General features: G+C 45.1%; 12 protein-coding genes. 2 read left to right on the forward strand and 10 right to left on the reverse strand.

The window, feature by feature from the left end; genetic code table 11:
• Positions 1-4: 4 nt before the first annotated feature.
• Positions 5-1,387: an ABC transporter substrate-binding protein gene (locus AC4G47_RS22025; RefSeq protein WP_491102664.1), complete on the reverse strand. Its 1,383-nt coding sequence runs from the start codon at positions 1,385-1,387 to the stop codon at positions 5-7.
• Between the two features lie 526 nt (positions 1,388-1,913).
• Here AC4G47_RS22025 and AC4G47_RS22030 point away from each other — a divergent pair.
• Entirely contained in the window at positions 1,914-2,951 is a 1,038-nt protein-coding gene (locus AC4G47_RS22030) for a LacI family DNA-binding transcriptional regulator (RefSeq protein ID WP_458127198.1), read from the forward strand.
• A 159-nt stretch (positions 2,952-3,110) separates the two neighbouring features.
• Here AC4G47_RS22030 and AC4G47_RS22035 read toward each other — a convergent pair whose 3' ends face one another.
• The 7 genes from AC4G47_RS22035 to AC4G47_RS22065 form a co-directional block, all read right to left on the reverse strand.
• A complete protein-coding gene (locus AC4G47_RS22035) occupies positions 3,111-4,289 on the reverse strand; it encodes a DUF4272 domain-containing protein (RefSeq protein WP_491102666.1) in 1,179 nt (392 codons plus the stop codon).
• 21 nt (positions 4,290-4,310) lie between these two features.
• Complete coding sequence (locus tag AC4G47_RS22040) at positions 4,311-5,534, reverse strand: RtcB family protein (protein ID WP_491102668.1); 1,224 nt, start codon at positions 5,532-5,534, stop codon at positions 4,311-4,313.
• A gap of 316 nt (positions 5,535-5,850) precedes the next feature.
• Positions 5,851-7,383: a glycine betaine uptake BCCT transporter gene (locus tag AC4G47_RS22045; protein ID WP_458125975.1), complete on the reverse strand. Its 1,533-nt coding sequence runs from the start codon at positions 7,381-7,383 to the stop codon at positions 5,851-5,853.
• Positions 7,384-7,873: 490 nt separating this feature from the next.
• Positions 7,874-8,311, reverse strand: coding sequence for a GNAT family N-acetyltransferase (locus tag AC4G47_RS22050; protein WP_491102670.1), 438 nt, complete (start codon positions 8,309-8,311; stop codon positions 7,874-7,876).
• Positions 8,312-8,359: 48 nt separating this feature from the next.
• The gene (locus tag AC4G47_RS22055) at positions 8,360-8,785 is read right to left on the reverse strand and encodes a GNAT family N-acetyltransferase (protein WP_491102671.1); all 426 of its coding nucleotides are present in this window, start codon (positions 8,783-8,785) and stop codon (positions 8,360-8,362) included.
• Positions 8,786-8,799: 14 nt separating this feature from the next.
• Entirely contained in the window at positions 8,800-9,330 is a 531-nt protein-coding gene (pgsA, locus tag AC4G47_RS22060; RefSeq protein ID WP_491102672.1) for a CDP-diacylglycerol--glycerol-3-phosphate 3-phosphatidyltransferase, read from the reverse strand.
• Positions 9,330-9,875, reverse strand: a complete 546-nt coding sequence (locus AC4G47_RS22065) for a ClbS/DfsB family four-helix bundle protein (protein ID WP_491102674.1) — start codon at positions 9,873-9,875, stop codon at positions 9,330-9,332. Before AC4G47_RS22065 ends, pgsA begins: the two co-directional genes overlap by 1 nt.
• A 214-nt stretch (positions 9,876-10,089) precedes the next feature.
• On the opposite strand from AC4G47_RS22065, the gene AC4G47_RS22070 reads away from it, so the two are divergent.
• On the forward strand, positions 10,090-10,590 hold the full coding sequence (locus AC4G47_RS22070; protein ID WP_491102675.1) for an SRPBCC family protein: 501 nt from the start codon (positions 10,090-10,092) through the stop codon (positions 10,588-10,590).
• Between the two features lie 86 nt (positions 10,591-10,676).
• Here the strand turns inward: AC4G47_RS22070 and AC4G47_RS22075 are convergent, their stop codons facing one another.
• Complete coding sequence (locus tag AC4G47_RS22075) at positions 10,677-12,602, reverse strand: FtsX-like permease family protein (RefSeq protein WP_491102677.1); 1,926 nt, start codon at positions 12,600-12,602, stop codon at positions 10,677-10,679.
• A complete protein-coding gene (locus tag AC4G47_RS22080; RefSeq protein WP_458125966.1) occupies positions 12,599-13,354 on the reverse strand; it encodes an ABC transporter ATP-binding protein in 756 nt (251 codons plus the stop codon). Before AC4G47_RS22080 ends, AC4G47_RS22075 begins: the two co-directional genes overlap by 4 nt.
• Positions 13,355-13,363: the final 9 nt, after the last annotated feature.

Genomic DNA, 13,363 nt, shown 5'->3' on the forward strand with positions numbered 1-13,363 from the left:
GTTGTTATTGCTTGCCGAGTTTATCAATTGCAGCTTGTGCCTGTGCTTTGTATTTCTCGGCTGTTGCTGTCACGGAAGCGTTGTTTTTGATGATATCGTTCACGTAATCTCCAAATGGGTAACCCGTGTAAGCATCATCCAGTAAAATGCGGCCCGTTCCAGCGATGTGTTCGCGAATGATCGCAATATCCTTCTCATCGGTATAACGACTCTCCAGATAATCTTGACCTGGATACTCTTCAATCTGCGGAATGTCGAAGGTCTCTTCATAGATTTGGTAGACGATCTTCGGATCCTCCACACCTTTCGGAATGAACTTCGCTGATGCCGCGTTGTTTGCATACGTTACCTCTTCGCTACCCTGTGGCCCGTTCGGAATCGGTACAACACCGACAGCAAAGGTGAGGTCGCCCAACTGCCATTCAGCAGCGGTGAACAGAGCTACGTCTCCATCCTTGAACGTATTGCTTTCCTCCCAGTTGGTTTTGTCGCCGGTTTTGACCTTCACGACATTCTCCACGTTATACAGGCGTTTGACGAATTCGGCAGCTTCAATCGTTTTCGGATCGGATAATCCTTCTTTGCTATTTGCATCATCCACGATGGTTCCACCGTTGGCTGCAGTAAAATGACGAACGACATCAAGGGCCCAGCCAGAAAATCCGTATACATCTGTTTTGCCGTCATTATCCGTATCTTTGGTTGCCTGTTTGGCGAGTTCCAAGAATTTATCCCAATTCCATTCACCTTGGTTATACAGTTCCTGCGGATCAGCTAATGACAGTTTTTTGAACAAGTCACGATTATAGTGAAGTCCCAGACCGATGCTGGTTGGAGATTCGAAGGCGTATTCGTTACCTGCAATGGCAGGGAATTTAGCAATCAGGTTTGCCTCTTGGTTGATGTTGTTCTCAGGTGTAGTGAATTCGGAGATGGGCAACAATTGCCCTTTGAGGATGGCAGGTAGTGCGGATTTATACTCCATCTGAACGATGTCGGCAAATGGTTCGCCAGCGAGCGCAGACGTTGTGAATTTGTTCATGTACTCTTCGAAGGGCACGTTTACGAACTCCAGTTTTACGTTGTATTTCTTCTCTACCTCTGCAATTTTATCGAGTCTGGCCTTATCCGAGGCCGTCTCTCCCGCCGGTTTCAGATCCCACCAGGCCGCAACCTTGATGACACGTCCACCCAGATCAGGCACATTCGCCACAGCTTCTTCCGCTACGTCCTTTTTCTCTGTTTCAGCGACTTCGGTGCTGTTGCCTGAGTTCGTTGTTCCCTCTGCATCGGTCCCCGTCTGCGTTGCCCCCCCACCACTGCAAGCGGATACAAAAAGAATCACAGCCAATAACATCAGAGGTAGAACATTCCATCTTCTAATCATGATTTTAACAACCTCCCCGAATGTGTATACCAATCATGGTCCACCCTAAATCATTAACCCCGCTCATCAACCAATCGAAAATAAACGACCACCACCATTTGTTATTTTCTTGTTTGTTTTTGACAAACAAAATTTAACACAGCAAAATGTAAGCGTCAACATTTTTGTTGTTAACATTTTCTATTTGTTCTGATAAAATACTCACAAAGCTATATTTTAGCTGTATTATAGCTTATTCATCAGTTCAGTTCCTAAGTACACACTTGTTATAACCAGCACTAAACTCCACTTGTTTGTTATTTTATTTAAATAACAAAATAATAATTTTAAGACAACATTCGTCATACTATCTGAAAATGTGCTTATCTTCACGTTGGATGACTATCGTAAAGCGCTGTGAATCACCAACATTTTGAATTCTCTGTCCGTTATTAGATTAAGAGAAATACATCATGCTATACTAGAATCAGTTGGATATCGCTCCAAATAAGGAATACGGCAGAACTACGAGTGTAAGGATGGTATGATGAAAACGAAGGTAACAATTCAGGAAATTGCACATTTTACGGGTTTGTCGAAATTCGCGGTGTCACGAGCTTTGTCAGGAAAATCGGGAGTTAGTGATCAGACGAGGGATGTCATTCTCAAGGCCGCCGGCAAACTTGGATATTTCAAAGACAACAGCATGTTGTCTGGTGAACTGTCTCACAGCAGTGAATCACATGACCCGAAGAACACACGTTCAAGTGGTACCATCTTGATTTTGTTTCCCAATGTTCGTTATCAAAATCAAGAATCCGTATACTGGGGACCTGTCTTTAACGGAATCTCTTCCAAGCTGAACCAGAAAGGTATAAATATCCTGACCTTGACGGAACCTTCAGCAGATCAATTGTTCACACTATTGAATCCGGATGCTATTCGGGGAATCATTACCGTTGGCTCCATCTCGACGCCGATTTTGCTTGAAATCAAACGTCTGGGTATTCCGGTTGTGATGGTGGATCATCTGGACCCTGTTTTCCACAGTGACAGTATTTTCACAGATAACTTTGCATCCATGCGCGAGATCATGCTCTATTTGCTCCGCAAGGGCTTCAAAACCTTCCAGTTCGTCGGCAATATCAGTGATGCCCATAGCTTCTATGAACGCTGGATTGCTTATACTTCTGTGCTCATGGGCCACGGAATGGAAATACATCAGATTCCTGAGCTAAGTAATCAGGCATTGGATGAGTTCCGCCAGACGTTCACTTCGGTGATCCATGAGGATAACCTGCCTGAAGTGTTTGTATGTGCGAATGATTTCTATGGGCTATACACCATAGAAGCGCTTGAGAGTATGGGCATTCGTGTACCCGATCAGTGTGTTGTCACCGGATTTGATAATCTATACGACAATATTCCCTTACTGGCCACAGTCAATGTGAACAAGGAATTGCTGGGCTCACGTGCAGTGGATCAGATGTTATGGCGCATTGCGAACCCGGAGAGCAGCGTAGAGAAAAAGCTGATTCTTGCTGACGTTATTATTCGTGAACAGTTCAGCAGGCATAGCGGCTAATAAGGTAGCATACATGGTGGTATATATGTGAGTATACATAGTGAATTATATACGGAATAACACTTATGACCACACAGAACAGCAAGCATAATACCCCTTTAACCGTAATTGTGCGGCTTTGAGGGGTATTTGGCTTGCATTATTTTATGTTGGGCCGTTCTACGTATCCGTGCGCACATCATCCCAGTCCTGATCCAGGTAACAGATCAGCCAGTTCAATGCACGGTGACGTTCATAAGCCACTCCGCCATTCAGTCCAACGGGAGGTGTTCTGTCATTCACTCGACTATCCACACACACCCAGTTATAACGATAGATCAGATCTGCTTCATCCAGAATCTCACTCTTGCTACGCAGGGATGCATCCGCGAGAAAGTCCATAAAGCTGTCCTTCTGCTGCAAATAACCGACATCCTTCCCTACGTTACACAACTCCGTTGGTGCGCCCAGTTCCTTCACATAACCAAGCGCCCATAACATCACGTGGTACGCCTCATATCCCCAGGAGAAGGCAATGATCTCCTGCTGCTCTGCTCCGTGCTGGTCGATAAACCTCTTCTCTACGGGTGAGAAAAAGGATTCAGCCTCATACTTGTCAATCACTTCCTGAACCAGCGCTGCGGTATCTTCCGCACTTTCGCCAGCACCCAGACACTCTCCTTTAAGCGCAGCAAGACACAACGAAACCGCCCGGCGCGCGACTTCCGCTTCACTTCGAATCGTCGTGTGCTCGTCCCCGGATCTTGCCGGCAAGTTCGCATTAAATGGAACCCCCTGTTCGGTTAAGCGTTGTTCTGATCGCGTTTTACGTTGAATTGCAGACTCCGATTGGGATCTGGAGTCGTCAAGAAAACTGGTGTGCGCTGTCACCGTGTAATCCTCCACCTCAGATTCTCCATTCACATCCAGCAATAGCTGACCTTGTGCATTGAGCAGAGCCCCACCTCCCCAGAAGATGACGGCATCCAGCGCATCAGCCAAACGCAATAACTCGCCAAAGAATTCTTCTGAGATATCCTCTTCCGTCTCAATACCAATCACCATGTTCAGTGTGGAACACTTGATCAGTACCTTTTCCTGGAGCGCAGCATTGCGCCCTTCTATCTGACTCAAAAAACCAAGCATCCCCTGAATCATTGTCGTAAATTCCTCAGGATGTGTCTGACTGGTCATGATATTGAAGCCCTTTGATTTCTTACTAAACCATTTCTTCTGAGTCACTTGAATATGAGTCTTGTCTTCCTTACGCTCAATGGTATCCTCTGGATAAATGGATTGAACCACTTCAAACAATTGATCCAGGTCAAACTGAGAGCTATATATCGCACAATTTCTCATGAAGTTCACCTTCTTTTCTGACTAATCCTTATACGGATCGAATTCATTGCCTCCGGCCATGGCAACACCTACCGGGCGCAGCACATGGTTGATTTTCAGCGTATTCGCATGCGCGTTCAGTACGTCTTGCAGTTTCTTGTACACAAACGGACTTTCGTCCGTGCCCGCTCCCCGGAGCTCAACGCCATAGGCACGAATTGCTTCATGCATCTGTGCTTCGCTAATCTCACCGCCCATGCGTGTACGAAGTTTGTAGTTCATTTTACCAGCCGCCTGGGTTCTGCTCATCGTACGCCCTGCTCCGTGCACAGTGCTGCGGAATGATTCGGTATTCTCTTCGCTGTGGATCCCCTCCACAATTACCGAAATATCTCCCATGCTTCCTCCGACAAAACCAAGCTGCCCGGGCGCCAACGGCGTTGCGCCTTTGCGAACCACGACTACCTCTTCACCCATGTGCTGTTCTTTCCAGGCAAAGTTGTGATGATTATGAACGGCATATTCAGCACTTGCCCCGAGAATTCCAAGCACCTGTTCAATGACATAGTCACGCCCTGCATAGGCATACCGGCCCGCCAAAGTCATTGCGTCCCAATACATATCACCCATTTCGCTATTTAGGTCAAACAGCGTAGGCGGCTGATCCATCGATTCGCCGGGAGCTTTACCACTGAACTCACGCCCTGCAGCGAGGTTAAGGAATCCACTCGCCACTTTGTGACCGAACCCGCGACTGCCAAAATGATTCGCGATCCATACCTTTCCCGTTGCCTCTTCTACAAAAATATCCACAAAATGATTGCCACTGCCTACAGTTCCAAGCTGATTGCGTGCGAGTGTCTTCAGCTTATGCTGTAATCCCGGTTCAATGGTATCCAACAGCTTCCAGCTCGCATCATCAAACAATTCATGATCCACCGGTGTTGGATTATTGCGGCCTACGCCGAAAGAAATGGTCGAATTGATGTCATCCATGATCGTTGCAATCTGATCCCGAATATCGGCCCACATCAGATTCGTGCGCACAGCCTTGTTGCCACAGGCAATATCGTATCCGACACCTGACGGACTGATCATATTCCGGTAAGCGACAACACCACCGATGGGCTGTGAGTAGCCTTTGTGATGGTCGGCCATCAGAGCCACACCCAGTACATCTCCATATTGCGAGCAAGTCACCGCCTGACTTACGGCGTTCTCCAGCGGCTCCCCCCAGACTTTAATGTTATCTACGATCTGCATCATTGAGTTAACCTCCTATGTACTCTTTTCAACTAGTATAATTTAATCCATTCTATCAAAACGATGACTCTGAAACACGAAATCCTTATATGGAGAGCATAAGCCAGCTACAGAGGGCTAATCCCATAAATATTTGGCCAAGATTTGTTCCCGCCTGAACGAAACCGCAAGAACCAATTCTATTTTCAGCCCTATCAGAAATAAAAAAAGATCGCATTTGAATTCCTAGGGTTGGCCCCCATATTCAAAGTAGCGATCTTTTTTCTAAACGCGATATTCAGTTTAAACAAGATGCCTATCAGCATTCATGGCAATAAGTTCAGAAATCTTCCGCCTCAATAAGCTGTTTGAGTTTCTGACGTTGACGCTTCTCCTTTTTCCGACGTTCCTTATCTTCCCACTGCAAGGCTTTGAGTAGCGAGAAGCACATCCCCATTAGGACAACTGCGAATGGCAAGGCCGCCACAATCGAGGCTGTCTGAAGCCCGTCTAATCCACCGCTAAGCAGCAATACGACCGCAATGGTTGACTGCATGATTCCCCAAGTAATTTTCACTTTGGTGCTTGGATTCATTGCACCGTCTGAAGTTAGCATGCCAAGTACGAATGTCGCAGAGTCCGCCGATGTAATGAAGAACGTCATAATCAACATCGTGGCGATAAACGCAATTAACGCTCCCAGTGGGAGGCTCTCCAACATGATGAACAAGGCACTCGTTGTATCTTCCTTAACGGATTCAGCCAAATTGGTCGTTCCGAACAGTTCCATATGAAGTCCCGTTCCACCGAAGACAGAGAACCAGAGGAACCCGAAAGCGGTCGGAATGAGCAACACATAAATAATAAACTCTTTAATTGTCCGACCTTTGGATACCCGAGCGATAAACGTACCTACGAATGGCGCCCACGCAATCCACCATGCCCAGTAGAAAAGCGTCCATATGCCTGTCCAGGTTCCTTGTGAGAAAGGAGTCAGATGTAAACTCATGTTAATAACATTTTGCATGTAGTTCCCCAAGCTTGTCGTAAAGATCTCAAAAATAAAGGGAGTCGGCCCCATAACTAAAACAAACAAGAGGAGCAAGACAGCAATAACCAAGTTGGTGTTACTTAGAATTTGGATTCCTTTATTTAAGCCTGTGCTCGCAGAGATCAAGAACAAAACGGTCGCAATTCCGATGATAATAACCTGCGCCACCGCGTTGTTCGGTACTCCGAACAGGTGACTCAATCCGCCATTAATTTGAAGCGCACCGAGACCAAGCGAAGTCGCAACACCAAAGACCGTGGCAATGACGGTCAGAATGTCGATCGTTTTGCCAATCCATCCATTTACTACGCGCTCCCCCAGAAGCGGGATAAACGTCGAGCTGATCAAACCTTTGTATCCTTTGCGGAACTGAAAGTAAGCAAGCACAAGCGCGACTACTGCATAAATCGCCCATGGATGCAGTCCCCAGTGAAAAAAGGAATACTGCATAGCCAGTCTCGCTGATTGCGTCGTTCCTCCTATAGCATTCTCAGGTGGTGTTAGATAGTGAGAAAGCGGCTCCGCTACTCCCCAGAATACAAGTCCAATCCCCATCCCTGCGCTGAACAGCATGGATAACCAGGAAAGAGTGGAATATTCCGGCTCGTCGTCATCGTCACCCAACCGGATGCTTCCGAAACGGCTGAACGCCAGATAGAAAGCAAACACCAATAGAAACAACGTAACCAATAAATAGAACCAACCAAAATTTCGAATTGAAAAGTCATAGGCCAGGTTGGCAATATTAGCTAGCTGATCAGGAGCAACAGCTCCCCATAAAGCAAATAATGCAACAATAATAATTGAAATTATAAATACCATAGATGCCCCTCCATTTTTCCACGCTATCGTTCTCTCAGTATGTACATAAGCCGGACACACTTATTCAATTTCCATAGGGAAATTTGGAGAAATCTCATGTTGTCAATGTCTTTCCATAAACCTTCCACTAAACAGCCAACTTCATTTTGTTTTCAGCTATATTTTTAGCTTATTATTTTTTTCTAGCGTGACAACCCTAACCTTCCATCTCCTTTCAACAATAAATTCACTATATTATATATACCATTCTTAGGCACAAAAAAACGAAGCTTTGAAGATCTTCCAAAGCTACCCTCTTACATCATCAACATATTTCCCAGATTTGAAACGGTTTTTCAGCGCATTGTACATGAGGAAGATGATATTTAAAGACCTTAACTTTTTCCATACGAATACCGTAATTTCATATAGCATATATGTATAACCATTGCTCCAGAATAAGTAAGACTACAAAGCGAGAGCGCCACTGTCTCTCTCTTTTATCCGTCTTTTAGTTAAAGTGTTTTCGGTAACCCTGAACCTTCTCATCCTTGAAACCCAGCTTCTCATAGAAAATATGCGCTTCCTTACGCTGATCGCCAGACACCAGAATCATGTATTCACACCCGAGATCTTTCGCAATCCGCTCAATCTGGAGCATAAGCTTCTGACCAATCCCCTGTCTGCGCACCTGATCCGATACAATGACATTCTCCACAATCATGAACGGTTTGCATTGGCCTACCAGATCCATACATTCAATCCCCATAACGGACCCGATCAGTTCGCCATTGTAAAATGCACCCAGAACATGATAATGACCATTCTGCTGTATGTAATCAAACATCTTCTGCATCTGCTGCTCGTTCGAAGGCGTTCCGATTAACTCATGATACAGTTTGCTTAAAGCCGACAAATCCTGTAGTTCAATGGCTTTGATCGTAACCATAACCTCTCCCCCTGACGTTCTATCTAATTGGTGTTCTATTATTCTATCTTAAGTGAGGTCCTTCTTGAAATAGTAGTGATGATGCCCTCTTGGTGCATTCTCTATCGTTGTGATCAATTGGTATCCGTGCTTCTTGTAGAATTCTGGTGCCTGGTAAGAGAACGTATTCAACATGACAAAATCACAGTCCTTCTCACGCGCAAGACGTTCGACCTCATGTAACAATTGGGAGCCGTAGCCCCGATGCCGCTGATCAGAATCTACCCAGAGAATATCAAGTTCCACCCAGTTCCAGCAAAGTGTACTGAGTACTCCTGCGACAATTTCGCCAGCCTCATTTTTGATATTTAAATTCAATTCCTCATACCGATTCTTCAGTTCATCGCTCACATGGGCCGCATTGTATGCAACTAATTGTTGGCGAACATATTCCGATTCCTCCGCAGTACTTGGAGTTATATTCCCTTTAAACATCTCCTACACTCCTTTTATCTCAGTAGTTTATAATTTACGATAATATAATTCATCCCCGATAACAGAGTAACGCCCGCTGCCCCCCATAGTAACGCCAAGTCCACCCTGATATCAGTCAGCAAACTAAACGGAACATTGTTCAACAAAATCGCAATGATGGCTGCCACCTGAAGCACCATTTTGATCTTGCCATACCGATCAGCTGCAAGGGCAATGCCATGCTCTGTTGCTACCATTCGTAATGCTGTAATGACAATTTCACGTCCAATAATGATTACAGCAATCCATGAACTGATCATATTCTCCTGAACCATCATGACCAACGCTACCGCAATCAACAGTTTATCCGCCAGTGGATCAAGCAGCTTTCCCAGATTCGTGATCTGATTAAATTTTCTCGCCACATATCCATCCAATTTATCCGTACCTGCCGCTACTGCAAATATAATTAATGCAATGATCACGCTTTGCTGATTGAGAAAACAGATCATAAACAATGGAATCAACGCGATTCTAGCCAACGTGATTTTATTTGCCAGATTCATTAGATATCTCCACTCCTCACATCCATGTTGGCTAACTGACCTTTTTTCCATTTACGTATTCGGGTCCGAAAGGATTTAAACGGAGCTACCGAATTAATCTGGATCCACTTCACCATAGCCCACCCGGGCTTTGTACCCGTCCACTGTCTCATCCCTTGTTCAAATAACTCCTCTTCACTCAGGGAGTCAATCCAGTTTTGCCATTGTTGTTCTGTCTCCCATAACAAAGAGCGCAGCTCCTCCAGCGTATAACTTGAATACTTTTCGTAAAATGATTCATTTAACGGCCCCAATTGGTTCCATTTGTATCCTAGTGCCGGCATATGACTTTCATGTCCCAATTTTTCGCTTCGCTCCCAATCCATCACCAGGTTCATCCATCCCAGCTGGTAGGCGATCATCTGGGCAGGGGTCTTATCCACACCTTCAACCCGCTTATCTTTGTCGCTGTTATGGATGTCATTGAATTCACCCTCAAACAATACATAGGTGCGTCGAATCGTCTCACTTAACTCATTCTTCGATGCATAAAGAACTCCAGGCACGCTACTTCACTCCCCCTCGTTTCACTGTTATACATGAATCAGATTCTTGGACTCTATCATCATTTCGACTTAATTCCATAATCATCCTTTTTTTTCACGAAGCTATATTCATTTTCCAGATATCCTGTTAAACAAAGTGATTATTTGCATTATACTTATCTGTAAGATTGAGCAAGGTAAATGAAGAGTGAAGAATCAGCAAAGGATGATGATCATGAATAACATATCGACAACCCTATTAACGATGAAACGTTCTTTTGATGCACCTGCGAATCAGGTGTTTGACGCTTGGCTGAATCCTAAGCTCATGAAGAAGTGGCTGTTCACGAGCGAAACAACAAATAAAGTGATACAGAACGAACCGAAAGTTGGCGGTACTTGGGAAATCGTGGACCATCGTGAGGGGAAAGATTACAGAGCTATCGGAGAATACCTGGAGATTGATCCATCTAACCGATTGGTGCTTACATTCGAAATGCCACAATTTAGCGATACCGTAGATACGATCACCGTTGATGTCACTTCTCATGGAGAGAGTTCCGAAATGACATTCACACAACATATTATCGTTCCCCATGAAGAAGGCTGGACTGAAGACGATATTGAAAAAGCAACCCTTGAATACAACACCGGTTCTGAGCAGGGCTGGCATCTGATGTTTGAAGGTTTAAAACAACTGCTCGAAACGGGTGAAATCAACTACCCAGCCGAGTAGAAAGCAAAAAAAGGGCAGTCTGTATACATTACAGCTGCCCATTACTCAACCTATTTTGCTATATCAGCATACTCCTGAACCCAATTCTACAAGGCTTCCTTAATCACCCGCTTATAGTACCAGACAGACAACAGACCAAAGATCGAATATAACAATGTATAGACCATCATGACAATGACCGTAGGTGTCGCCAGCTCCGTACCGAAAAAGAACCAACCTGATTTCACGGCAAAATAACTATGACTCAACCCCACCACAAGCGGAATACCGAAGTTAAACAACTGCTTGATCTGAATGCCACGTAACAGATTACCTTGAGTAAATCCGAGCTTTCGCAGAATGGTATAATTGCCCTTCTCCTCTTCACTTTCATTCATTTGCTTAAAGTACAGGATACACCCCGATGTGATTAAGAATGTTAAACCAAGGAAACCAACAATGAACATAATCAGTCCCATATTGTTACGTTGGTTATTTCTGAACTCGATCTGGGAGAAGCTCGGGGCTTCCAACTCCAGCTTCTTATATACGGCATACGCCTCTTCAGCCTGCCCCTCGTTCAGTATACGCACACCATAGTAGTCAACCCGCTCGGGCTTCTGCAGCTCGGGATCGATATCCTGTCGCAGCTGCTGGTATACCATTTCATCCACAACCGCAACTGGCGTGCCCCCAGTATAGTACGAAGGAAGTACCCCCTGTTTGGTGGTTCCGATCAGTTGTTGGTCCAGCGTTCGCTTCAACCCATGCAAGACGATTGGACCTGTCTCCTGAATGGAAATCAACTGCTGAATGGAATTTCCGTATCCCATGAAGACCACTTCACTTGGTTGCAGATCGATGTTATCTACCATATTGTCACTAACTACACTACTGAACAGATATTGTTCTGTCATAGATTTATCCATCACTTCATGAGCATCAATTTCAATGTAAATGGGCTGTCTATGCTTCTCTTCATATGGAATTTGTTTGTTATCCAACTCCGCTACAAAGCGATTTTTCACATTCGCCTGGGCAAAAGAAAAATCCTCCGGCAAGCTTTCCTTGGCCTGCTCCTCTGCCGAATAATACGAAATGTAACTGAGTGACAACATGCCAATAGCAAGCGCCGACACGGTTGTAATAATCGTGAGCAGCAATGCATTGGACTTCATGCGGAACATAATTGAAGATAAAGACAACACCTCATGAATAGTAAGGTAGCCGTTTTTGCTTTTGCGAATCAGATTAAAGATAAAACTTACCGACCCCTTATAGAACAGATATGTCCCCAGTATGACCGAGAACAGAATCAGGATCATCGTATACATCAATTGCTGCATATCCATTGCCTCACCACTGAATAACCGTGCGGACATGAAGTATCCATACACAATGAGGGCAATGCCCAAGACGCCAATAATCATCTGTCCGAGAGACATCTTCTGCACCTGCTGTTCCGAAGTGGCCGACACCCGAAAGAGCGAGAGAATACTCTGTCTCCTGATAAAGGTGTAGTTCATCAGCATGATGAGCAGATACATCATCGTAAAGACAATCACCGTTTGCATCAGTGCCATCGAAGAGAAGTACAGTTTCGTAATCGCGTCCACGCCGAGAATTTTGAACAATATCATCAATACGAGCTTGGACGCAAGGAACCCAATCAACACACCGATAGCCATGGAGCCAAAATAGAGAATACTGTTCTCCGCACTCAAAATGCCAAAAATTCTGCCCTTCGTCAGTCCGATCAATTGAAATAATCCAATTTCTTTGCTGCGCCGCTTGATAAAGATCGTATTGGCATAGAGCAAGAAGATGCCGACAATGACGATTAACAGTACCGAAGATGCGCCTATGGCCGCAGCCCCTTTCGTTGAAGCAGCTACCTCATCCATGGAAGGGTCATACTGTAACGTCACAAAGGAAAAATATAAGGCCACACTGAACACGAGCGCAAATACATATAGATAATAATTCTTCAGATTTTTCCTGAGATTACGGAATATGATATAACTCAAGCTCATTGTTGCACACCACCCAACACGCCCTGGGTTTTGATAATGTCGTTGAAGAACGATTGCCGGGACTCGTCTCCTTTATTCAGTTGGGTGTAGATCTGACCATCACGAATGAAGATCACTCTGCTGCAATAACTTGCGGCAACCGGATCATGGGTAACCATAATAATGGTCGCCTTTCGTGCACTGTTCATATCACTTAACTTGCCGAGCAGATCCGAAGCGGACTTGGAATCCAGCGCTCCTGTCGGCTCATCCGCAAAAATGATACTCGGCTCGTGAACAAATGCTCGTGCTGCCGAAGTCCGCTGCTTCTGACCCCCTGAAATCTCAGATGGATACTTGTCTTTCAGTTCGTAGATTCCCAATTCCCGGGCAATCTGTTCAAACTTCCGGTGTGCCTCCTGCTTTGGAATGTTCGTGATCGAGAGCGGCAATAATACATTTTCCTTCACCGTTAGCGTATCCAGCAGATTGTATTCCTGAAAAATAAAGCCCAGATGATGCTTGCGAAATTCAGCCAACTGTTTCTCCTTCATTCCGGTAAATTCCTTGCCCTCAATATCAATCGTGCCCTGGCTCACCCGATCGATGGAGGAAAGTACATTAAGCAGCGTCGTTTTGCCTGAACCCGAAGGCCCCATTATACCGACAAACTCTCCCTTGCTTACCCCAAGGTCAATCCCCCTCAGCACTTCCTGTTTATTTAATTTATTACCGTAGACTTTATGAATTTTTTTGGCTTCCAGTATCCACATATCCCACTC

It is taken from the genome of Paenibacillus sp. Negev47 (assembly GCF_058313655.1).